This window comes from Halopiger djelfimassiliensis, from assembly GCF_000455365.1.
Classification (GTDB): domain Archaea; phylum Halobacteriota; class Halobacteria; order Halobacteriales; family Natrialbaceae; genus Halopiger_B; species Halopiger_B djelfimassiliensis.
In genome coordinates this window covers 44,300-65,962 of sequence record NZ_HG315684.1, presented here as the reverse complement: position 1 = coordinate 65,962, position 21,663 = coordinate 44,300, and the positions used below count along the sequence as shown (strand labels likewise).

Below are 21,663 nucleotides of genomic sequence, written 5' to 3'. Positions count from 1 at the left end.
CGCAGAATCCCGTCACTGAGTGTCGCAATCGTCCGCCTCCGGTGGTTCCGTCGCCGGAACCGGCGTCGACCCCGACGGGTTACACCTGTCCGGCCGCCGCCAACAGCGCGTCGTACGCCTCCTCGTAGGCACACGCGACACGCGCGGGATCGGCTCGCTCGTCGCTCCCGAGCGGCGGCAACCGGACGCGCTCGAGCGGTTCGAGATAGTCGACGACGTTCGGAACGCGCTTCTCGAGGGCACCGTCTTTCGGGCTCGAACTGGCGATCTCGCAGGCCCGACAGTACCGATCGCCTCGATAGATCGTCGCGCGCCCGGGTTCGACGGCCGCGACCGCAGCGATCGCTGCGGGATCGAGCGACTGGAGCGGCTGTGCGATGTCGCCGTAGGATTCGACGACGGCGATGTCTGTCGCTTCGATCTCGTCCGCGAGCCGTTCGAAGGCGGGGACGTACCGCTGCGCGGCGACGTCGTTGAATTCCGCGACGGTTTCGACGGGGATCGCGTCCTCGAGCGGCAACGCCTCGGCGACCGCGTCCGGAACCTCGGCAGTGGCGTTGCGGACGAACGTCGGGTCGTCGTCGCCGGCGCCGTCGGTCCGTCCGATCCGGTCGACGACGAACTCGCGGTCGCTCCGACCGAGAAGCCCCGTTCCGCCGTCGGGGGCGGGCTGCCACAGCCGATGAACGGGATTGAGTCGTTCGGGAATACGGGATCGCACCTCCGCCCGTGCGAGCCGTTTCGCGTCCTTCCCGTAGAGGCGGCCCGCCGAGAGGGCGCGTCGACAGTCGTCGTGGTCGAACCAGAAGTCGTTTCCCGCACGCGGTTTGTACCCGACCGCGCCGGTTCGTTCGAGCAAGCCGACCGAAAACGTCGTCTTGCCGGCGTCGACGCGATCGGCACCGACCACGAGGAGGATCATTCTTTCAGGCCGTAGTAGCCGGGTTCGTCCTCGTCTCGCGGCTCCGCGACCACGAGGGCGTCGGCGTTGGTCATGATCCAGGGGATCGCCCAGTCCAGCAGGATGTCCTCGGTCTCCCGGTCGATGTCCGCGTCGGGTTCGATCCCCTGTAGCAATCGGGCGATCTCGTAGACGGTGTACATCTGGTCGTCCTCGAGGAGTTCCTCGGGGGTGTAGAAGTCACAGGGCGGAAGCCGGTCGAATTCGGATTTCGGAACGGGCATAGTACGTGTATTCCGTTCCGGTTTCGGGTGCCTAAATCGTTCGTTCCCGGTCGACTGGCCGTCGTCGATCGCCGGCGAAAAAACGCGGGATCGCAGGGTCGTCGCTTACTCGAAGTGATCGAGACACTTCTGGTACTCTTCGGCGGCCGCGTCCCAGTTGACGACCTCGAAGAAGGCCTCGATGAAGCTTCCGCGGTCGGGGCCATAATCGTAGTAGTAGGAGTGTTCCCACACGTCGAGCGCGAGAATCGGATGGGCACCCCACAGCGCGTGAAGGTCGTGGCGGTCGACTTTCAGGTTCCGGAGCTGTTTTGCGACGGGATCGTACACGAGCAGCGCCCACCCGCCGGCAGCGCCGGCGGCAGCTTCGAACTCTCCCTTCCAGGCCTCGTAAGAGCCGAAGTCCTCCTCGATGCGGTCGGCGAGATCACCGTCGGGCTCGCCGCCGCCATCGGGCGACATGTTCTCCCAGAACAGCGTGTGGAGGTAGTGACCACAGCCGTTGTGGGTAACGTTTTCCAGCGCCGCGGGGGTCGACTCGAAGTCGCCGTCCTCGCGGTTCTGTTCGAGTTCGGCTTCGGCCGAGTTGAGGCCGTCGACGTACCCCTGGTGGTGCGTATCGTGGTGCCAGGTGAGGACCTGTTCGGAGATCGACGGTTCCAGCGCGTCGTAATCGTACGGGAGTGGTGGCAGTTCGTGGTCAGTCATGGGTGTATACCTGTAATCCGTTATCGGTATCTCTCCTGTTAAGTTTTGAGGAGTGAAACGATACCACACCTCACTGAGCTCGTTTCGGGGCCGTACGGCCCGCCGAGCCTACCCGTTTCCACCACGAACAGCCTGTTAAACCTTTCAATGACTGCAGTGCTCGAGAAAGGTGTCCCTCGTCGGTACCGCGTCTACCCCACCCCGACCACGGCTGCAGTTTGGCTCCGTGAGTTACAGTTGTTCTTTGTGCTGTGCGTGCTCGAGCCACTCCTCCAGCGACGGTTGTGTCCAGTACCGGACCGTCTCGCTGCGCTGGTCGTGTTCGAGCATACCCGCGTCCTCGAGTTTCGGCAGGTGAACGTGCTGGAGTTCCGTTCGAATCCGCTGCTTTCGGTCGTCGATACCGGTCTCGGATTCGGCACCCGAGTACTGCCGTTCGAACGAGACGATGTCGTCCGTAAGCTCCTCGACAGTCGCGACGCCGTCCGGCTGTTCGTACAGGACGTACAGTGCGTATCGTCGCCGGCGATTCGAGAGCAGATCGAAAACGAGGTCAAGCGACGGCGTCCGCTCGGCCGAGAGCGCCGTCGGCTCCCCCTCCGTTTCACGCATCCGCAGACCACCTACCGTATGTTACCATTCGAAACCACCAGCCGCACCTACTGCAGCCGTCACATTAGATGTTACGTCTACCGAGACCGGGATGTGTCTTCAGTCTGGAACGACTGCTCGAAAAGATGGCCCGAATGACGATTCGACTTCGAGTTCGTCGAAAAGACGACGACATTATTTTCGGGTTTACACACTGCGAATCGATCGCGGCGGTGTGTAATTTCCGTCCGAAGCGTGGCTCCGATCGTCGACGCTACTCGTAGAGCCACTCAGCGTCGTGTTGCTCGTAGTCGATGAGTTCGTCTTCGTCGAAGTGGATCGAGATTTCGCGTTCGTTTGCGCCCTCGTCCTCGTGGTCGGCGGCGTGGACGACGTTCCGACCGAGGTCGAGCGCGTAGTCGCCACGGATCGTCCCGGGATCGGCCTCGAGCGGGTCGGTCTCGCCGATCATCTGGCGGACCTGTCGGGTCGCGTCCTGCCCTTCCCAGACCATCGGGACGACCGGACCGGAGGTGATGAACTCCACGAGGTCGTCGTAGAACGGCTTGTCCTCGTGCTCGCTGTAGTGTTCCTCGGCCCGCTCGCGGGGCATGGTCTCGACCTTGATCCCGACGAGCTTGAGCCCGCGGTCCTCGAGTCGGGAGATAACCTCGCCGACGAGCCCGCGCGCGAAGGCGTCGGGCTTGACCATCACGAAGGTGCGCTCGTGGTCACTCATTAGGCCTCACTCTCCTCGGCTTCGGCCTCAGTTTCGGTTTCTTCGGTCTCGTCGACGGTTTCGTCCCCGGCGGGTACGTCTTCCTCGTCCTCGTCGACGGCCTCCTCCTCAGTCTCGAGGTTCTCGTCTTCGCCGGCTTCGACGACTTCGTCCTGATCGGCTTCCTCGTCGGCGGGCGTGTCCGCTTCCGCGGGGCCCTTGCCGCGACGACCTTCCTCGGTCCACTCGAGGTCACGCGGTTCGCGACCGAGCTTGTAGTTTTTCTCCGCCTTGGAGTCGACGAAGTGCAGCACGGTACCGTCGTTTTTGACGTACATGATACCCGTGCCGGGTTCGATCTCTTCCCCGGTGTAGTCGCAGGTTCGTTTCTCGACCATTATTGTCCTCCGATGGAGTCGGCCTCGCGGGCGGTCTCGCGAAGCTGGAGTACGTCCCCTTCGCGGACCGGCCCGAGGCAGTTTCGGGTAATGATGCGTCCCTGATTCTCGCCCTCCTTGATACGGCACTTGACCTGCATGGCCTCGCCGTGCATGCCGGTCTTGCCGACGACCTCGATGACCTCGGCGGGCGTAGAGCCGCTTTCTTCCTCTTCAGCACTCATTTCTGATCACCTCAGTCGAGGTCCTCGACCTTCTCGGCGATGTCCTCGACGTCGCCGGAGGCCTCTCCGGCGTCGACGATCGCCGCGGCAGCCGAGCCGACTTCGAGACCAGCAGCGTGACCGACGTCATCCTGGGTCTCGATGAAAACGACGGGAATGCCCTTCTCGTCCGCGAGTTCGGGGAGATGCATGACGATCTCCTCGGGCGAGACGTCCTCGGCGACGTAGACGAGCTCGGCGTTGCCGCGCTCGATGGCTTTCGTCGTTTCGTTGGTTCCTTTCTTTACTCGTCCGGTGTCTCGTGCGACCTCGAGGGCCTCGAGGGCGTCCTCGGCGAGGTCGGCTGGGATGTCGGTGGTTACGTAGACTGACATTGGTTGTTCACCTCTCCTACGCGTGGGCTCGCGCTCCCCTGCCGTCCGGGGAACTGGGTACCCCGGGCCGAAGTAAAATCGGCGGAAGTCCTGTGAGGCTAGGAGCATCATCAACCCCGCGTAGGGTGTACTACGCTGTAGCGTTGCCCCCCTTAAAAGCGTGTTCAAACGGCCGGGGCCGTGGGATGGGTCCGCACGGACCGTCCTCGGACGGACCGATCCGGAACCGGATCCGGCTACGCCTTCCGAGTCTTGACCGCCGTTCCCGACAGGTTGACCCACAGCATCCCTTCTCCCATCTCCTCGTAGTCGAACGTCGCACCGATGACCGCGTCCACGCCGAGGTCCTCGGCGTCCGCCCGCAGGTCCGCGATCGCTTCCTTGCGCCCTTTCTCGATTTTCTTCTCGTAGGAGCCGCTGCGGCCGCCGACGACGTCGCGGATGCCGGCCGCGATGTCGCTGACGACGTTTGCGCCGATGACTGCCTCGCCGGAGATGACGCCGCAGTACTCGACTACGTCCCGACCCTCGAGACCGTCGGTCGTCGTGATCGTGATACCGTCCATGTGATTTCTCGTAGGTGTCGCCCGAATATAAATCCGCAGCCGGAGTTTCAGGGGTGGAGAGTCCGACGTCGGCCCCTTTCGTACGCGACGGCGGACGCAACGCCGCGCCCGGTTCCGGAGGCTATTACTCGTGAGTCCCCAAGACCGACACATGACCGTCGATGTCGTCGGGCACGCGGAGTCGCTTCGTGCGGAGGCAGAGCGCACGAACGAGCGACGCATCCTCGTCATCGCGGGCGACCGCGAACGGGGGTACGACGCCCTCGAACGTGTTCTCGACGCCGTGCCAGTCGGGATCACCGACACCACGTTGATCGGCCCCGACGACCGACTGCGTTGCGAACACCGCCCGCAATCGAACGCAGGTGACCTCCTCGGGACGACGCGCGACGTCGTGATCCTCGACGCCCACGCGGAGCTGCGACCGAACGCGCTCGGGACGGTCGTCGGTGCGGTCGACGGCGGCGGGTTGCTCGTTTTCCTGACGCCGCCGCTCGAGGAGTGGCCCGACCGACGGGGCGCGTTCGACGAGTCGCTCGTGGTCCCGCCGTTCGAGCGCGCGGACGTCACCGGCCGCTTTCGGCGACGGTTCGTGGAGACGCTCCGAGCGCACCGCGGTGTAGCCATCGTCGACCTCGAGACCGGACGCATCGAGGACGACGGGCGAACGGAGCCGGCTCCCCGGCTGGCGACCGAAACGGCATCCGACCCGCTCGAGGCGGCACCGCCGGCTCGTCGGTTCCCGACCGCCGCCTACGAGGCCTGCCTTACGGACGACCAGGCCGAGGCAGTCGCCGCCCTCGAGTCGCTGGCCGCCGGTTCGGACGACGGGAAACGGGCCGTCGTCCTCGAGGCCGACCGCGGCCGAGGGAAATCGAGCGCGGCGGGTCTGGCGGCGGGGGCGCTCGCCGCCGACGGTGCGGACGTGCTCGTCACCGCTCCTCGATGGCGAAACGCGCGTGAGGCGTTCGAACGGGCCGAAGAGCTCTGCGAGACGCTCGAGCAGACGGCCGCCGTCGAACCGCGCCGACTCGAGACGCTGGCGGGCGGTCGCGTCCGATTTTGCGATCCCTCCGAGGCCGTCGAGTCCCTCGACGCGGCGGATGCAGTCGTCGTCGACGAGGCGGCCGCGTTGCCCGTTTCGCGGCTCGAGTCGTTGCTCGCCGCCGACCGGGTCGCGTTCGCGACGACGATTCACGGCTACGAGGGCGCAGGACGGGGCTTTTCCGTCCGGTTCCGGGACCGCCTCGCCGAGAGCGATCACGAGGTCGTCGACCGCACGCTCGTCGAGCCGATCCGGTACGCCGCGGGCGATCCGGTCGAGGTGTGGGCCTTCCACGCCCTGCTGCTCGATGCGCGGCCGCCGGTCGGGCCGCTCGTCGCAGACGCGACACCGGAAACCGCGACGTACCGTCGCCTCGGGCCCGACGACCTGCTCGCGGACGAGACCCTGCTCCGGGAGGCTTTCGGCCTGCTCGTGCTCGCTCACTACCGCACCGAGCCAAACGACCTCGCGCGGTTGCTCGATGCCCCGAACCTCGAGGCCCGCGCGCTGGTGCACGACGGACGCGTCGTCAGCGTCGCGTTGCTGGCCCGCGAAGGGAACCTCTCGGCGGAAACGCGGGCGATGATGTACGAGGGCGGCCGCGTCCGCGGCAACATGCTCCCGGACGTACTTACGAGCCAACTGCGCGACGAATCGGCGGGCGAGCCGGCCGGCATCCGCGTCGTCCGCATCGCCACCCATCACGAGGCCCGGTCGCGGGGTCTCGGCTCGCGACTGCTCGAGTGCATCCACGAGGAGTTCGCCGCGGACGTAGACTGGCTCGGGACCGGTTTCGGTGCGACGCCCGGCCTCCTCCGGTTCTGGCGCGAGAACGGCTATCGGACGGTCCACGTCTCGACGACTCGCAACGACGCGAGCGGCGAGTACTCCGCGTTATTGCTTGCGCCCACGAGCGACGCGGGCCGGGCACTCTCCGATCGACACGCCGATTGGTTCGCCCGCCGGTTCGGACCGCTGTGTACCGACTCACTCGCGGACCTCGATCCCGATGTCGCCCGCGCAGTCCTCCGAAGCGTCGCCACGGAATCGACGGCAAACGAGGGGCGGCCGCCCCTCGAGGTGACCGATCACGAGTGGCGGGTCGTCGCCGGGGCCGCCTACGGTCCCGGACTGTTCGACGTCGATCCCGGCCCGTTTCGCGATCTCGTCGTCCGGTACTTCGTCGACGATCCGGACGCGATCGATCTCACCGACCGCGAGGAACGACTGCTCGTTTTGCGGGCGCTTCAAGGACGGGACTGGGCGACCGTCGCCGACCGCCTCGAGTACCACTCGCCGGGTCAGTGTATGCGAGCGCTCGGCGACGCGCTGTGTCCGCTGGTCGATCGGTACGGATCGGACGCGGCGCTCACGGTTCGGGAGCGGTTCCGGACGTGATCTCGAGACCTCCGGCACGCTCACGGAGTCCGATCGATCACGTCGGTTCGTCCGACGGGTCCCGCCACAGCCGACAATCGCCACACCGTTCCGAGTACCGAACTGATGACTCGAGTGGCGGTGTCTATGAGCGTCAGGGAAGCACCCGCCGGAGGATCGACTCCGGAAACAGTTCCAGCCCCCATGCGACGAGTCGCCAGCGGCGAGTGACGTAGGCGTGATCGCGTTCCTTGCGGATCGCTCGAGCGATCTGGGTCGCGGCCGTTTCGGGAGAACACTCCCAGAAGCCGCCGATCGAGAGGTCGGTGTCGACGAATCCGGGTTCGATCGTCGTGATCCGGACGGTCGCGTCGCGATCCTGCTGGCGGTGTCGCAGCCCCTGCAGGTACCGCGAGACGTAGGCTTTGGAGGCGTTGTACGCCTGCGCGCCGCCGAGGCCGAAATGCGCCGCGATCGAAGAGATTCCCACGAGGTGGCCGTCGGCCCCGCTGCCGTCGTCGGCGTTGCGCTCGAAGTGCTCCATCGCAGCCGTCGCGATGGCCGTAAAGCCACGGACGTTAACGTCGATTGTCTGTCGTTCGGGTTCCCACTCGAGGTCGTCGTTGAGTTCCGCGACGCCGGCACTGATGACGACGAGGTCGACGGATGGCATCGCTGCGGCGAGTTCGAAAAACCCCTCGCGGGCGGCTTCGGGTTCGGTGACGTCCATCGTCGCCACGTAGGCTTTGGTCGGGAGTTCCGAACCGATCCGTTTCAGCCGTTCGGTGCGTCGAGCCGTCAAGCCGATTTCGTAGCCGTTTTCGGCGAGTTCACGGGCCAGTGCCTCGCCGATACCCGACGACGCACCGACGATGATCGCGCCCTTGGTCATGTGTGTTCGTTCTCGGAGACCGACATAACCGTGCTGGTCGAGCCGTCGGAGGAACGACATGCCTATTGAACGACCCGTCGTTGTCCGACGTATGGTCGAACCGATCGCGGTCCTCGCGTTCGCGTTGCTCGTCGGTGGCGTGATCGGCACGCTCGTGCCGCTCGTTCCCGGCGGGCTGCTCTCGCTGTCCGGGCTGTATCTCTACTGGTGGGCGTCCGGGTTCGCCGAACCCGGACCGATCGCGCTGGCGATACTCACTGCGCTCGGCGTCGTAGTTCTGTTCACCGAGTTCTTCGGCGGGTCGATCGCCGCACGGGCGGGCGGAGCGTCGTGGTCGACCACTGTCGCGGCGGCCGCAGTCGGCATCGTCCTCATGGTCGTGACCGGACCGCTCGGGCTGGTGATCGGACTGTTCGGGACCGTCTTCGTTCTCGAGTATCTCCGGGAGGGGGAGGCCACCGAAAGCACTCGGTCGGCGCTGTACGCGACAGCTGGAATCCTCGCTTCGACGGCGATCCAGGTTCTGCTGACGGTTTCGATCCTCCTCGGGTTCCTCGTCGCCGTCGTGCTATTGTAACCCAAACGCTGAACCTCGGGCTGTCGTAGGGCGACCATGGAGTGTCCGGAAGACGACTGTACTCGGCCGGCGAGTGTCGAACTGCACATCCCGTGGGCGGAAAACAGAACGGTCTGTGTGGCACACGCCCGGGTACTCGGCCAGCGAGACGGCGTCGTCGCCGATCCGACTCCGGGCAGCGCGGCTGAACTGCTCGAGGACTAGGGGATCGAACTCCTACACCGCCGAAAAACGCCAACGTTCGGCCGTGGTTCGTCCATACTCCGTGGGCACGAGGACGGAAACTCGGTCGATCGATCACCGGTCGTCGACCAGCCGGTCTAACGACATTCTCGACGAATTATGGATATATCATATATTCGTTATATTCCATAAAAACAGTACAAAAGGCAAATATATTCCAATAGTATGCCAAGACAATAACCAGTACCGGGAATTTAGTTTAACACCATCGGCTCCGATAGAGGGTGATATGAGGGAGACTGACCCGACGACTCGTCGAACGGTTCTCAAACTCACCGGTGCCGTTAGTGCGACGGCGCTCGTCGCTGGCTGTGGTGGAAACGGGGGCGGTGACGGCGACGGCGGGACCGAAGAAGAGAACGGTGCACCGGAAGGTGGCGACGGGGAAGCCGATACGAGCGAGTGGGAGGGCGTCTCCGAGATCGAACTCGGCGGCGAGACATCGGCCTGGCAGGGACAATCCCCCTCGCAGATCGAAGGCGAAGACAATCCGACGCTGGTCCTTTTCGAGGGCGAATCCTACGAGATAACGTGGGAGAACATCGACGGTGCCCGCCACAACCTCGAGATCCGCGACGAGAACGAGGAGGTCGTCGACGACTACTCGACCGAACTGATGGACCAGCAAGGGGAAACACAGACCCTCGAGATCGACGAGGTGACCTCGGAGATGGCCCGGTACGTCTGTCAGCCACACGAAGGAACGATGAACGGACCGATTCAGGTCGAAAGCGGCGGCGGTGGCGGTGGTGACGGCAACGAAACCGACGGCAACGAGACCGAAGAATAGACCCTTCGGACGGGGTGTGGTTCTCAAACGCCACGATCCATACGGGCGTGTCGACTTTGCAGGTGCTGGTGACGAATCCTTCCCCGACAGGAGCCGCCTGAGTCCGACTCCGGACGCCGAAGCGACCGGTACTCTATGGGTGTGTGTAGTACGCGACGGTCTCTTCGTCGTCGTGGCGGTCGATTCTGGCGAACCCGACGCGTTCGAACTGCACCAGTTCGTCGGCCTCGAGGTCGCCGACGCCGGGTTCCGCTCGGCCGGCGACGTCGCCGTCGGGCGTTCGTAGCCGAACCGGAACGCTCTCGCTGGCCGGCACCCAGTGGACGACGTCGACGGCACCCTCGCGGACGACCTCGATGTCGTCTCCCGTGTACCGGAGCGTTTCGTCCGTCTGCTGGAAGCATCCGAGTCCCTTGAGCCAGACGCGATCCCCGGAGTTGGGGACGTCCGTCGGCTCGAGCAACACGGCGTCGCCGACCGGAATCTCGCGGACGCCCCGCTCCTCGTGATCGGGGTGCAACGGCGGAGTGGCTTCCGCGGGCGGGCTCCCCTCGAGCGGGAACCGTTCGCCATCGCGGACGAGGAACCGCCGATCGGTCCCGTCGTCGATCAGTTCGCGGTTGTTCGCATAGACCGTGCTCATCGCGAGGTCGACGTCGCTGGTCGAGGTCCCGAGTCCGACCATCGCGTCGACGATGGCTTCGCCGCGGATCCCGCGCCGTCGGAGGCTCTTGAGCGTCGGCGCGCGGGGATCGTCCCAGCCGTCGAGTTCGCCCTCTTCGATCAGTTCCGCGATAGTCGAGGTGCTCATCTTCACGTCGTAGGCGTCGATCTGGACGTGCCCCCAGTGGACGACCTCGGGATACTCCCAGTCGAAGTAGTCGTAGACGAACCGCTGGCGCTTCGCCGAGTCCTGCAGGTCGATCCCGCGGATGATGTGAGTGATCCCGATCAGGTGGTCGTCGATCCCCGACTGGAAGTCGAGCATCGGCCAGCACCGGTACTCGCTGGCTTCCTCGCGTGGGTGGGGCGTGTCGACCATCCGGAACGCCACCCAGTCGCGCAGTGCCGGGTTCTTGTGCTCGATGTCGGTTTTCACCCGGAGGACCATCTCACCGCTGTCGTACTCGCCGTCGATCATGGCCGCGAACTCCTCGCGGACCGTCTCGACGTCCTTGTCGCGGTGGGGACACGCCTCGCCCGAGTTCTTCAGATCCGAGAACTCGTCGCCCGGACAGGAACAGGTGTAGGCCCCACCCAGTTCGATCAGGTCGCGGGCGTGCTCGTAGTACGTCTCGAGACGGTCACTGGCCGTATAGACCGCGTCCGGCTCGAAGCCCAGATACTCCAGATCCTCGAGAATCGCATCGTAGGCGTCGAGATCCGGCCGCTTGGTTTCCGGGTCGGTGTCGTCGAACCGAACGCAGAACCAGCCGTCGTAGCGGTCGCGGTAGGTGCCGATGACTGCAGGCATCCGAGCGTGGCCGACGTGCCACGGCCCGTTCGGGTTCGGCGCACACCGCATCCGGATCTCGTCGTACGCCTCGGCGTTCGGCAGTTCGGGCAGGTCGTGTTCGTCCTCCTCCGCTTCGGCCTCGATCTCCTCGAGCGCCGCGGGCGCGAGTTCCTCGAGGCGCTCGCGTTTCGCCTCGTACTCGAGGTCGTTGACCCGACTGACGACGCCGCCGATGACGCCCGGAACTTCGTCGCCGTGCTCGCGGAACTCGGGATTGTCGCCCATCAGCGGCCCCATGATCGCGCCGACGTCGGCGTCGCTTTCGTGTTTCACCGCGTTCAACAGCGCGTGTTTCTCGGCTTCGCGCTCGACGCGTTCGCGCAAGTCGTCGTTCATTATCGAGCGGTATTCGTGCCCGGACCAAAACCTCCGCGGTGTCGACTCGCCGTTGCGGTCTCGACTCGGGGACCGTCACAACTCGTCGACGTCGACCGTCATCCGACGACGGTAGGTCTCGAAACCGAGCTTCTCGTAGAAGGCGATCGCTCGGTCGTTATCGACATCGACGTCGAGCACGAGTTCGGGACAGCCGGCTTTCCCGGCCCGTTTCGCGGCACGGCCGATCAAGTCACGGGCGAGCCCCGAGCCACGGTAAGGCTCGCGGACGTAAAGATCACCGACGACCAACCGATCCGGTCGATCGAAGACGGACGGTGCGTCGTCGATCTCGGTCCCGACGAAGCCGGCGAGGTCACCGTCGTTCTCGAGTGGACCGCTCTCTGCCGTCGATCCTCGAGAAGCGTCCGTGTCGACGGCGATCCAGAGCCGGTAGTCGTCGTCTTCGAGACGGCCGAGACGGAATGCGACCTCCGCCGCGACGAGGTCGATATCACCCTCGTCAGCGAGCCCGTGGGACTCGATCGTCGTCTCGAGGTCGCGGTGGTAGGGCAGCCACAATTGCTCGACGTACCGACGAACGGCGCTTTCATCGGCCGGTAGCGGGCGGATCTGCATACTCCGCTCGTGACAGGCACTTGCATTAAATTCCCCGCTCGGCCGGGACGACCCTCGTCTAGCCGGGTCGCTGTCGACGACAAAAGGATCGAAAACCGACTCGAGGCCCCAGATTCAGTAGCCCCGCTCGATCAGATAATCGGCGAGTTCACACAGCAACTCTCGGGCCTCGTTGTCCGGCAACACCTCGAGTCGTTCCTTGCCCTGCGTGACCAGATCGCGGGCCATCTCGTTGGCGTAGCTGATCGACCCCGCGTCCTCGAGTTCGGCGACGGCGTCGGCGATTTCGGCTTCGGTGACGGCTTCGACGTCGTCCGTGTCGACGAGTCCAGCGACGTCGACGCCCTGCTTGCGGGCGTGGACGGTGATCAGCGTCTGTTTGTTCTCTACGAGATCGCTCCCGCGCTGTTTACCGAGTTGCTCGCTGGGAACGGTGAGATCGAGCACGTCGTCCTGGATCTGGAACGCACGGCCGATGTCCAGTCCGTACCCGTACAGCGCTTCGATCGTCTCGTCGTCGGCCCCCATCAACACCGCGGGAAGCGACGCCGAGGCGGCGTACAACACGGCCGTCTTCTGTTCGACCATCTCGAGGTACTCCTCGGGCGAGACGTCGTCGCGCTGCTCGAAGGTGACGTCCAGCGACTGTCCCTCGCAGATCTTCGTACAGGTCGTTGCGAGGACGTCGAGCGCCTCGACGGTCCGGGCCGGATCCGCACCGGTCTCGAGCATGATCTCGAACGCCTTCGAGTACAGCGTGTCACCGGCGAGAATGGCAGTCTCGAGATCGTATTCCTTGTGAACGGCGGGCACGCCGCGACGGAGGTCGTCGTCGTCCATGATGTCGTCGTGGATCAGCGTAAACGACTGGATGACTTCGACGCTGACTGCGGCGTCTAAGATGTCGATCGCGTCGGGCGCTTGCGCCCGGCCCGTATCGTCAGCGTGTGCGTTTACGTTCCCGTCGTCGAGGGTCGGGAACTCACGGTAGTCAACCGAGAGCGGTTCGACGTCGGCAAGCGCTTCCGCCACCGTGAGCAGGACGGTCGGTCGCAGTCGCTTGCCGCCCGCGTCCAGCAGGTACCGAGAGGCTTCATAGAGCCGTTCGGGCCGCTGGATCGGTAACTCTTCGGGGATCGCGTCGTTGACCCGCTCGCGGCGCTTTCGAACCGCCTCGAGCACTGCTTCTTCTCGTGCCTCGGGAGTCGTCATATCAGTCGACGAGCTGGATGAGGTTGCCGTTGCGCGTGACGTGGAGGTCACGACCCATCTTGTACCCCTCGCTCTCACAGAGGTTGACGTAGCTGGAGTAGCCGCTCATGTCCTGGTGGGCCGGGATGACGTGCTGGGGCTGGAGCGCGTCGAGCATCTCGTAGTGGCCCTCTTGGTTGAGGTGGCCGGAGACGTGGATGTCGTCGTAGACGCGTGCGCCCTGCATGCCAAGCAGCTTTTCGGCCTGGTAGCGCTGGCCCTCGTTGGTCGGCTCGGGAATGACCCGCGCCGAGAAGACGACCTTGTCTCCGTCGTCGAGTTCGTATGGCGTTTCGCCGCGAGCCATCCGCGTGAGCATCGCGCGCGGTTCGCCCTGATGGCCGGTGACGATCGGCAGGAAGTCCTCCTTGCCCTCGTTCATGACCCGCTTGAACGTCCGGTCGACCGACTTGCGGTGGCCGAACATCCCCAGATCGGTCGGGAAGTCGACGAAGTCGAGGCGTTCGGCGGTTCCGGAGTATTTCTCCATCGAGCGCCCGAGCAAGACGGGCTGGCGACCGATGTCGTCGGCGAACTCGACCAGCGACTTCACGCGGGCGATGTGACTCGAGAACGTCGTCGCGACGATCCCGCCGTCGTAGTCCTCCATGCTGTAGAGGACGTCCCGCAGGTGTTCACGGGCGACCTTCTCGGACGGCGTCCGTCCCTTCTTGTTCGCGTTGGTACAGTCCTCGATGTAACAGAGGACGCCCTCGCCCTCGCGGCCGATCTCTCGGAACCGCTTCATGTCGATCGGGTCGCCGATGACCGGCGTGTGGTCCATGCGCTTGTCCAGCCCGTAGACGATCGCGCCCTCGGGCGTGTGCAAGACCGGATTGATCGCGTCGATGATCGAGTGGGTGACGTTGACGAACTCGAGTTCGACCCCGTGATCGCCGATCGTCATCGTCTCGCCGGCCTCCATCTTGATCAGGTCGTTCTCGACGCCGAACTTCTGTTCGCCCTCGATCTGCTGTTTCACGAGCTCGATCGTAAACGGCGTCGCGACGACCGGCGCGTTGTACCGGTGAGCGAGCTTGCTGATCGCGCCGATGTGATCCAGGTGACCGTGCGTCGGCACGATCGCCTGCACGTCCCCCTCGAGATCGGACATGACGCGGTCGTCGGGGATCGCGCCCATGTCGATCAGGTCGAGACTGTGCATGCGCTCGGTTTCGACGTTGTCGTGGATCAGAACCTGCGAGAGGTTCAGTCCCATGTCGAAGATGACGACGTCGTCCCCGGCGCGGACGGCGGTCATCTGCCGTCCGACTTCTTCGTATCCGCCAATGGTTGCGATTTCGATTTCCATGGTTCGTTGTACTGAAAGCCGTGGGATTGACTCTCATCGAAACGGTCCGCGGACTCCCGGTTGTGTGGCCCCGGCGTCTTACAGCGCGTCGGCCGTCCCGCTATGCGCTCGGCGGCGACGATCGCCTCGATTCGGCCTACGACACCGCCGTAAGCCCCGAACGCACTTGCCCGCGGGTTTCGCTACTGTCTCCTACACGCCCGGGTGTTAAAAACGCAGTGGGTTGGGTATCCCACCGTCGGTACAGCGATCCGACAGGAACGCCCGCAGAGTCACAGAATTATTGAACAGTTCGGAGTGAGAACCGTTTCGGACCCTCGGTTGGAGATACCGCGACGGCGGGTCGGAACCGAACGGCAGGACGACGAGGTTCGAGACGCGGCTTCGAAGCGGTCACCCAACCGCGTCGACCCGGACGGAACGGTCGTCGGCAACGCTTCACGGACCGGGATCACTCGATCGTCGTCCCCGGGTTCGACCCGTCGAGAAACGGCTCCAGCTCCTCGAGTCCGAAGATCGAAGCCGGGGCCTCGAGTGCGAGCAACGCCCGCACCTTCGCTGCCATCCCGCCGGTGACGTCGGTCGCGTCGCTGTCTCCGAGCACGGATTCGACGTCCTCGTAGGCCGAAATCCGTTCGACGACCGCATCGTCGGCGTCCAGCACGCCCGGAACCGTCGAACAGAGGCCGACTCGGTCGGCACCGAGGCTGCGGGCCAGATCGACGACCAGTTCGTCGCCGCTGACGACGGTCGCGCCTTCGCCAGCGTGGGCCACGAGATCGCCGTGGAGCACGGGGACGAACCCCTCCTCGAGCAGCGTTTCGACCTGTCCGGTCGGCAGCGTCAGGTCGGCGTCCGCGTCGCGGTGGGCCGTCGAGAACGGATGGACCGGCACCGCCTGCACACCGCGTTCGTGCAGTCGGCCCAGCACGAACCGGTTGAGCGTCGTCATCGCCCCGTGGATATCCATCGCCGCGGCCGCCTCGTGCGTGCCTTCGCTAGTGGTCACGCCGTGTTCGCTGGCGTTGTGATGGCCGAAGCTGCCGCCGCCGTGGACGATCACGAGGTCGTCGACGTCGCCCTCGAGCGAGCTTGCGATCGCGGCGGCGGCGGAGTCGAGCGCGTCGCCGTCGAGGGTCTCCGGCCGATCCTTGTCGGTGATGGCGCTCCCGCCGAGTTTCAGGACGATCATTCGAGTCGCTTCACCCCCTCGTCGGCGAGTTCGGCGCGGAAGGCCTCCTCACAGCCCGGCGTAAACGAGAGTGCCGTCTCGGTCTCCGGGGTCGGATCCAGCGCGGCGATACAGCCGCCCCCGCCGGCTCCGATGAGTTTCGCGCCGTACGCGCCCGCGTCGCGGGCCGCCCAGACCATCGCGTCAAGCGAGCGCGAGGAGACGCCAAGCGCGGAGAGGAGACCGTGGTTGAAGTTCATCAGCCGCCCCAGTTCCTCGAGATCGCGATCCGCGAGCGCGTCCTCGCCGTTGCGCACGACGTCGCCGATCGCGGTGACGGTATCGGCTGCGAACTCGTACTCCTCGCGCAGCTCGCGGACGCCCGCGACCAGCTGGCCGGTGTCGCCGGCACCGCCGTCGAACCCGATCACGATCGGGAGATCCGGTGCCTCGATCGAGCGGCAGTCGTCGCCTTCGACCCTGACCGCACCGCCCGTCGCCGAGCAGAACGTATCGGCGCGGGACGCCTGCCCGTCCTGAACCTCGTACTCGGTCCGGTAGGCCCGCTCGGCGAGTTCGTCGGAATCGAGCGTGACGCCGAGTTCCCGCGTCGCGGCGTCGATCGCGGCGACGACGACCGCCGCCGACGATCCCAGCCCGGCCCCCAGCGGAATGTCGCTTTCGATCGTGACGTCGAAGCCGACCTCGTCGTTCCCGGTTACCTCCCGAACCTGTTCGATCGCGCCGTCGACGTAGCCCATCGCGGCGTCGAGCAACGACTCCGAGACGTCGACGTCCGGCCCTTCGTCGGCCGTACCGTCGTACTCGACCGTGAACCCGTCCAGACTGAGGTCCTCGGCGTTGACCCGAAGCTTGCCGTCGTCGCGGCGCTGTACGCTGACCCGTGCCCGTCGCTCGATGGCACACAGGACGGTGGGCTCACCGTAAACCACCGCATGCTCCCCGAGCAAGTACACCTTCCCGGGAGCGCTCGAAACTGTCATAGCCGGCCGTTCGCACGACGGCGGTTAATAGCTATCCTCTCGCGGTGAGCCGGCCCGCCGGTTCGTGACGCGGGTCGATCGGTGTAGCCGAACTTAAGCCGCCGACGACCGAACCCGGGGGTATGTCACTCGTCCTCCCGAGCGAGCTCGTCGTCGATCGCTTTCTGCCGACGGTGCGAGCGATGCTCGCGACGCGACTCGCTGAGCGCGGCATGACCCAAAAGGAGATCGCCGCCAACCTCGGGGTCACGCAGGCCGCCGTCAGCAAGTACGTCAGCGGCGACGGCGGCGGCGACGATCGGTTCCGCGACGAGCCCAAAACCGTCGCGACGGTCGAGCGGATCGCCGACGGGTTGAGCAGCGGCGAGATGGACGGCTACGACGCGCTGGCCGAACTCCTCTCGCTCGTCCGCAGCCTCGAGGATCGCGGGCCGATCTGTGAACTCCACGAGGAGGAGATGCCGGAACTCCGTGGTCTCGGGTGTGATCTCTGCGTTCGTGGACTCGATCCGGACGTCCGGGCCGAACGCGACGCGCTGGCGAACGTCCGGACTGCAGCACGGACCCTCACGTCGATCCCGAACATGGCCGCGTTCGTCCCCAACGTCGGTACGAACGTCGGTATGGCGCTCCCGGACGCCAGCGACGAGACCGACGTCGCGGCGATTCCCGGCCGCATTTACGCCATGGGCGGCCGGATCGAGATCCCTGCCAACCCGGAGTTCGGTGCCTCGAGACACGTCGCGACGGCCGTCCTCGCCGCCGGTGAGATCGACCCCGAGATCCGCGGAGCGGTCAACATCGCCACCGACGACGCGGTTCTCGATGCGGCGCGTGGCCTCGGGATCGATCCGCTGGAGTTCGACGCCGACTACGAGGACCGCGGCGAACACCTCATCGAACGGTTCGAAACGCGAGGCGACGTTCCGCGCGTCGCCTACCATCGGGGCGCGTTCGGGATCGAACCCACGACGTACGTCTTCGGTGCAACCGCACTCGAGGCCGCCGAGACGGTCGCAACGCTTCTCGAACGGGCCACGGACTCGACGTAGGAAAAGCGAGAAAACGAAGCGCCGATTCGGACGAATTAAACGCCGCTTTCGAAGTCCTCGAGCGAGTAGGACGGCTCGGCACCGCGGCGGTCGAGGACCTCGTTGGCGAGCAGCCAGTAGACGACCGAAAGGGCCTTGCGACCCTTGTTGTTCGTCGGGACGACCAGATCGACGTTGCTGACCTGGTTGTTCGAGTCACACATCGCGATGACCGGAATGCCGACCGTGATCGCTTCCTTGACGGCCTGTGCGTCGCCGATCGGGTCGGTGACGACGACGACGTCGGGTTCGATGTAGCCGTCGTATTTGGGGTTGGTCAGCGTCCCCGGGATGAAACGACCGGTTCGGGCACGCGCGCCGACGGCCTCGGCGAACTTCTCGGCCGGGAACCGACCGTACTGGCGGCTCGAGGTGACCAGGATCTGCTCGGGGTCGTAGTTGGCGAGGAAGTCCGCGGCCGTCCGGATGCGGCCGTCGGTCTTCGAGACGTCCAGCACGTAGAGCCCGTCGGTCCGGACGCGGTGGATGAACCGCTCCATGTCGTTTGTCTTTTGCTGGGTCCCGATGTGGACGCCGGCCCCGAGGTAGTCCTCGACGGGGATGAGGAGGTCGGCCTCCTCGTCGGACATCACGTCGTCGTCGAGGGTCGGCCCCTCGTCCGCCGATTCGTCGGAGTCTGGTTCGGCGTCGGCGTCGGCCTCGTCGGCGTCGGCGTCGGCGGGCTGTTCGTCTACTGGCTCGACGTCCTCCTCGGCGGCGGGGCCAGCCCCTTCGGCTGGCTCCTCGTCGATTTCCTCCTCGGCGGCGTCGAGCCCTTCCTGGGATGCGTCGTTGTCTGTCATGTCGCGTCGTCTGCGATTCTGATGAGCTCGTTGAGCTTTGCGGTTCGCTCGCCGCCGACGGCACCCGTCTTGATGTAGGGGGCGTCGGTTGCGACGGCGAGGTGTGCGATCGTCGCGTCTTCGGTCTCGCCCGAGCGGTGGGAGACGACCGAGTCGTAGCCGTTCTCGGTCGCGAGCTCGATCGCGTCGAAGGCGTCGGTCAGCGTCCCGATCTGGTTGGGTTTGATCAGGATGCTGTTTGCAGCGCCGCGATCGATCCCTTCACGGAGTCGCTCGGTGTTCGTGACGAACAGGTCGTCACCACAGATCAGCGTCCGATCTGCTCGCGGGCCCTGCCCGCTCGAACTGCCCGCGGCGCTGTGCGCCGCGCTGCCGACCTCGTCGGTGAGATCGGCGAAGGCGTCGTAATCGTCCTCGTCGAGGGGGTCCTCGACGTAGACGAGGTCGTACTCGTCGATCAGTTCGGCGATGTACGCGATCTGTTCCTCGGTATCCCGGCTCGCGTCGCTGTACTCGTAGGTTTCCGAGTCGGCGTCGTACAGCTCCGCGCCGGCAACGTCGAGGCCGAACCGGATGTCGAATCCGACCTCGTCCTCGACCATCGAGACCGCCTCGTCGACGACCTCGAAGGCCTCGGCGTCGTCGATCGACGGTGCCCACGCGCCCTCGTCGCCCTTGCCGCAGGCGATATCGCGTTCCGAGAGCAGGTCGGCGACGGCGGCGTGGACGGCCGCGTTGGCGAAGACGGCGTCTTCGACGCTCGGCGCGCCGACGGGTGCGGCGAGAAACTCCTGAATGTCGGTCGCGTCCGCGGCGTGTTCGCCGCCGCCGACGACGTTCCCGAGCGGAACAGGGAAACTGTCGCCGCGGAACGCACCGCCGAGGTGCTGGAACAGCGGCGCACCCAGAACGTCCGCCCCTGCTTTCGCGGCGGCCATCGAGATCGCGACTGCGCTGTTCGCGCCGATCTCCGAGAAGTCGTCGGTGCCGTCCGCGGCATGCAGGATGGTGTCGACTTCCCGCTGATTGCCGGCGTAGGCCTCGCCGACGAGCCGCGGGACCGCGTGCTCCCGGGCCGCCGCGATCGCTTCGTTGGGCGGTCGTTCGACGGCCTCGTACTCGCCGGTGCTGGCACCGCTTGGCGCTGCTGCGCGGCCGAACCCGCCGCTTTCGGTCACCACGTCGGCCTCGACCGTCGGGTTGCCACGCGAATCCAAGATCCGTCGGAGTCGAACGTCGGTAATGAGCGTCATTCGTTCCCTCGCTTGACGGTAAACGGTAGTACCCCGGCGTCGTACTCTTCGGCGGCGATGAGGATCGGTTCGGACTGCTCCGTCTCGATCAGCACCGGTGCCCCGTAGGACACCTGCAGCGCTCGTGCGCCGAGGATGCGTGCTTTCTCGTAGCGATTGTGACGTTCCTGTTGCATGTTACTGGTACGGAGAGACGACGTCGACGAGGTCGGTGTGGCTGACGAGCATGCGTCGACAGCAGTAGCGCTCGACGCCGAGATCGTCGAGAACCGCTTGGGGATCCTCGTCGCCCTCGTTCGCTCGTTCGTCGAACTCCTCCCAGTGTTCGCCGACGACGTTGCCACAGGTGAAACACCGAACCGGTACCATCATGAGTTGATCACCTTAGCGGTAGGATTTCTGGTAGCGCGCCCGAGCGCCCGGGCCGCCCCACTTTTTCGGTTCGGACTGGCGAACGTCGTTGACCAGCAGCGAGCGGTCGAACTCCATGAACGCGTCACGGAGTTCGGCGTCGTTCGTGTGCTGGACGATCCCGCGAGCGATGGCGGTACGGACGGCGTCTGCCTGTCCGCTGATGCCGCCACCCTCGACGCGAACGTCGATGTCCATCTCGCTGCGGAGGTCCTCGCCGGCGATGCGGAACGGCTCGAGCATCTTGAGTCGGGACATCTCCGGTTCGACCAGTTCGACCGGTTTCGAGTTGATTCGGACGCGACCCTCGCCCTCGCGGACGGTCGCGCGAGCGACGGCGGTCTTTTTCTTGCCACTCGTGTTGGTTACCATGTGACGTTAGCACCGAGTTGTTCGGAAACCTCGCCCAGGTGGACGAAGCGAATGTTCGAAAGCCGATCCAGCGACGTTCCCTCGAGAATCTCGGCTTCTCGGTCGTCGTCGCCCTCGTAGGGGTTACCGACGTAGACGCGGACGTTCTCGAACGCCTCGCGGCCGCGCTGTTTCTTGTAGGGCAACATCCCGCGAACGGACCGCTTGAAGATCGTGTCCGGTCGCTTCGGGTAGTACGGACCGCTGTCGGATCCGAGCTGGAGCCGCTTGCGGTAGGTCCCGAAGATGTCTTCCTTGTCGCCGGTGATGACGGCGTCCTCTGCGTTGACGATCGCGACGCGGTCGCCGTCGAGGGCGCGCTGGGCGACCTCGCTTGCGACGCGACCGAGGATACAGTCGCGGGCGTCGACGACGACGTCTGCGTCGAACTCTGCGATACTCATCGAATCACCCGTACGTTGGATCCCTCGGGGTTCTCTTCGAGCGCTTGCTCGAGCGGTACTGGTTCGCCGACCTGTTCGATCTTCGTCTCGGCCGAGGAACTGAAGTCGACGGCCGCGACGGTAACCGATTTCTGTAGTGCGCCGGAGCCCAGCACTTTGCCGGGAACGACGACAGTCTCTTCTTCGCGTGCGTATCGCTCGATACGGCCCAGGTTCACCTCAGCGTGGGTGCGCCGGGGCTTCTCGAGTCGATCCGCGACGTCTCGCCAGACGTCGGCGTCCGTCTCGCGGGACGTCGACTTCAGCTCGGCGATGAGATCGTTGAGCCTCGGATTAGTCTTGCTACTCATTGGTATCCTCCAAAGATGACGCCGGCGACACGAGGATCCGTCTC

The 21,663-nt window shown here is 65.3% G+C and carries 28 protein-coding genes; 5 read left to right on the top strand and 23 right to left on the bottom strand.

Features of this window, described 5'->3' with window-relative positions:
* Window positions 1–79: 79 nt before the first annotated feature.
* The 9 genes from TX80_RS00375 to TX80_RS00335 form a co-directional block, all read right to left on the bottom strand.
* A complete protein-coding gene (locus TX80_RS00375; RefSeq protein ID WP_049920857.1) occupies window positions 80–922 on the bottom strand; it encodes an ATPase in 843 nt (280 codons plus the stop codon).
* The gene (locus TX80_RS00370) at window positions 919–1,185 is read right to left on the bottom strand and encodes a DUF5827 family protein (protein WP_049920856.1); all 267 of its coding nucleotides are present in this window, start codon (window positions 1,183–1,185) and stop codon (window positions 919–921) included. Before TX80_RS00370 ends, TX80_RS00375 begins: the two co-directional genes overlap by 4 nt.
* A 105-nt stretch (window positions 1,186–1,290) precedes the next feature.
* Window positions 1,291–1,893, bottom strand: coding sequence for a superoxide dismutase (gene sod / locus TX80_RS00365; protein WP_049920855.1), 603 nt, complete (start codon window positions 1,891–1,893; stop codon window positions 1,291–1,293).
* A 231-nt stretch (window positions 1,894–2,124) separates the two neighbouring features.
* On the bottom strand, window positions 2,125–2,505 hold the full coding sequence (locus tag TX80_RS00360) for a DUF7344 domain-containing protein (RefSeq protein WP_049920853.1): 381 nt from the start codon (window positions 2,503–2,505) through the stop codon (window positions 2,125–2,127).
* Between the two features lie 253 nt (window positions 2,506–2,758).
* Window positions 2,759–3,223, bottom strand: coding sequence for a nucleoside-diphosphate kinase (gene ndk, locus TX80_RS00355; RefSeq protein WP_049920852.1), 465 nt, complete (start codon window positions 3,221–3,223; stop codon window positions 2,759–2,761).
* The gene (locus TX80_RS00350; RefSeq protein ID WP_049920851.1) at window positions 3,223–3,600 is read right to left on the bottom strand and encodes a 50S ribosomal protein L24e; all 378 of its coding nucleotides are present in this window, start codon (window positions 3,598–3,600) and stop codon (window positions 3,223–3,225) included. The genes ndk and TX80_RS00350 overlap by 1 nt, the downstream gene beginning before the upstream one ends.
* Window positions 3,600–3,824, bottom strand: coding sequence for a 30S ribosomal protein S28e (locus tag TX80_RS00345; protein ID WP_006184658.1), 225 nt, complete (start codon window positions 3,822–3,824; stop codon window positions 3,600–3,602). Before TX80_RS00345 ends, TX80_RS00350 begins: the two co-directional genes overlap by 1 nt.
* An 11-nt stretch (window positions 3,825–3,835) precedes the next feature.
* Window positions 3,836–4,198 carry a 50S ribosomal protein L7Ae gene (gene rpl7ae / locus TX80_RS00340; RefSeq protein WP_049920850.1) on the bottom strand — a complete coding sequence of 121 codons (363 nt, stop codon included), beginning with the start codon at window positions 4,196–4,198 and terminating at the stop codon, window positions 3,836–3,838.
* Between the two features lie 236 nt (window positions 4,199–4,434).
* Entirely contained in the window at window positions 4,435–4,764 is a 330-nt protein-coding gene (locus TX80_RS00335; protein ID WP_049920849.1) for a YbjQ family protein, read from the bottom strand.
* 31 nt (window positions 4,765–4,795) lie between these two features.
* Between TX80_RS00335 and tmcA the strand changes: the two genes are divergently transcribed.
* Entirely contained in the window at window positions 4,796–7,207 is a 2,412-nt protein-coding gene (gene tmcA, locus TX80_RS00330; protein ID WP_326544622.1) for a tRNA(Met) cytidine acetyltransferase TmcA, read from the top strand.
* 133 nt (window positions 7,208–7,340) lie between these two features.
* Here tmcA and TX80_RS00325 read toward each other — a convergent pair whose 3' ends face one another.
* Window positions 7,341–8,078: an SDR family NAD(P)-dependent oxidoreductase gene (locus tag TX80_RS00325; protein WP_049922122.1), complete on the bottom strand. Its 738-nt coding sequence runs from the start codon at window positions 8,076–8,078 to the stop codon at window positions 7,341–7,343.
* Window positions 8,079–8,169: 91 nt separating this feature from the next.
* Between TX80_RS00325 and TX80_RS00320 the strand changes: the two genes are divergently transcribed.
* The 3 genes from TX80_RS00320 to TX80_RS00315 all read left to right on the top strand — a co-directional run bounded on the left by TX80_RS00320 (window position 8,170) and on the right by TX80_RS00315 (window position 9,688).
* Window positions 8,170–8,655, top strand: a complete 486-nt coding sequence (locus TX80_RS00320; protein ID WP_049920846.1) for a DUF456 domain-containing protein — start codon at window positions 8,170–8,172, stop codon at window positions 8,653–8,655.
* 36 nt (window positions 8,656–8,691) lie between these two features.
* On the top strand, window positions 8,692–8,859 hold the full coding sequence (locus TX80_RS19210; protein ID WP_195893005.1) for a hypothetical protein: 168 nt from the start codon (window positions 8,692–8,694) through the stop codon (window positions 8,857–8,859).
* 268 nt (window positions 8,860–9,127) lie between these two features.
* Window positions 9,128–9,688: a cupredoxin domain-containing protein gene (locus tag TX80_RS00315; RefSeq protein ID WP_049920845.1), complete on the top strand. Its 561-nt coding sequence runs from the start codon at window positions 9,128–9,130 to the stop codon at window positions 9,686–9,688.
* Between the two features lie 133 nt (window positions 9,689–9,821).
* Here TX80_RS00315 and TX80_RS00310 read toward each other — a convergent pair whose 3' ends face one another.
* From TX80_RS00310 to mvk, 6 genes are all read right to left on the bottom strand, one after another.
* Window positions 9,822–11,540, bottom strand: coding sequence for a glutamate--tRNA ligase (locus TX80_RS00310; RefSeq protein ID WP_049920844.1), 1,719 nt, complete (start codon window positions 11,538–11,540; stop codon window positions 9,822–9,824).
* Window positions 11,541–11,615: 75 nt separating this feature from the next.
* Window positions 11,616–12,158, bottom strand: coding sequence for a GNAT family N-acetyltransferase (locus tag TX80_RS00305; RefSeq protein WP_049920843.1), 543 nt, complete (start codon window positions 12,156–12,158; stop codon window positions 11,616–11,618).
* Between the two features lie 114 nt (window positions 12,159–12,272).
* Window positions 12,273–13,370 (bottom strand): geranylfarnesyl diphosphate synthase, encoded by a 1,098-nt coding sequence (gene idsA3, locus TX80_RS00300; protein WP_049920842.1) that lies wholly within the window; start codon window positions 13,368–13,370, stop codon window positions 12,273–12,275.
* 1 nt (window position 13,371) lies between these two features.
* Window positions 13,372–14,721 carry a ribonuclease J gene (locus tag TX80_RS00295; RefSeq protein ID WP_049920841.1) on the bottom strand — a complete coding sequence of 450 codons (1,350 nt, stop codon included), beginning with the start codon at window positions 14,719–14,721 and terminating at the stop codon, window positions 13,372–13,374.
* Window positions 14,722–15,172: 451 nt separating this feature from the next.
* The gene (locus TX80_RS00290; RefSeq protein WP_049920839.1) at window positions 15,173–15,913 is read right to left on the bottom strand and encodes an isopentenyl phosphate kinase; all 741 of its coding nucleotides are present in this window, start codon (window positions 15,911–15,913) and stop codon (window positions 15,173–15,175) included.
* Window positions 15,910–16,896, bottom strand: a complete 987-nt coding sequence (gene mvk / locus TX80_RS00285) for a mevalonate kinase (protein WP_049920838.1) — start codon at window positions 16,894–16,896, stop codon at window positions 15,910–15,912. Before mvk ends, TX80_RS00290 begins: the two co-directional genes overlap by 4 nt.
* 122 nt (window positions 16,897–17,018) lie before the next feature.
* On the opposite strand from mvk, the gene TX80_RS00280 reads away from it, so the two are divergent.
* Window positions 17,019–17,948 carry a thiamine-phosphate synthase family protein gene (locus TX80_RS00280; RefSeq protein WP_049920835.1) on the top strand — a complete coding sequence of 310 codons (930 nt, stop codon included), beginning with the start codon at window positions 17,019–17,021 and terminating at the stop codon, window positions 17,946–17,948.
* Between the two features lie 35 nt (window positions 17,949–17,983).
* Here TX80_RS00280 and rpsB read toward each other — a convergent pair whose 3' ends face one another.
* From rpsB to TX80_RS00245, 7 genes are read right to left on the bottom strand one after another with little or no spacing between them, the layout of a single operon-like run.
* Window positions 17,984–18,790 (bottom strand): 30S ribosomal protein S2, encoded by an 807-nt coding sequence (rpsB, locus tag TX80_RS00275; protein ID WP_049920834.1) that lies wholly within the window; start codon window positions 18,788–18,790, stop codon window positions 17,984–17,986.
* A complete protein-coding gene (gene eno, locus TX80_RS00270; protein ID WP_049920833.1) occupies window positions 18,787–20,043 on the bottom strand; it encodes a phosphopyruvate hydratase in 1,257 nt (418 codons plus the stop codon). Before eno ends, rpsB begins: the two co-directional genes overlap by 4 nt.
* Entirely contained in the window at window positions 20,040–20,219 is a 180-nt protein-coding gene (locus TX80_RS00265) for a DNA-directed RNA polymerase subunit K (protein WP_049920832.1), read from the bottom strand. Before TX80_RS00265 ends, eno begins: the two co-directional genes overlap by 4 nt.
* 1 nt (window position 20,220) lies before the next feature.
* Window positions 20,221–20,415, bottom strand: coding sequence for a DNA-directed RNA polymerase subunit N (locus TX80_RS00260; protein ID WP_049920830.1), 195 nt, complete (start codon window positions 20,413–20,415; stop codon window positions 20,221–20,223).
* A gap of 12 nt (window positions 20,416–20,427) precedes the next feature.
* A complete protein-coding gene (locus tag TX80_RS00255) occupies window positions 20,428–20,826 on the bottom strand; it encodes a 30S ribosomal protein S9 (protein ID WP_049920829.1) in 399 nt (132 codons plus the stop codon).
* Window positions 20,820–21,269, bottom strand: a complete 450-nt coding sequence (locus tag TX80_RS00250; protein WP_049920828.1) for a 50S ribosomal protein L13 — start codon at window positions 21,267–21,269, stop codon at window positions 20,820–20,822. Before TX80_RS00250 ends, TX80_RS00255 begins: the two co-directional genes overlap by 7 nt.
* On the bottom strand, window positions 21,266–21,619 hold the full coding sequence (locus tag TX80_RS00245) for a 50S ribosomal protein L18e (RefSeq protein WP_049920826.1): 354 nt from the start codon (window positions 21,617–21,619) through the stop codon (window positions 21,266–21,268). Before TX80_RS00245 ends, TX80_RS00250 begins: the two co-directional genes overlap by 4 nt.
* Window positions 21,620–21,663: the final 44 nt, after the last annotated feature.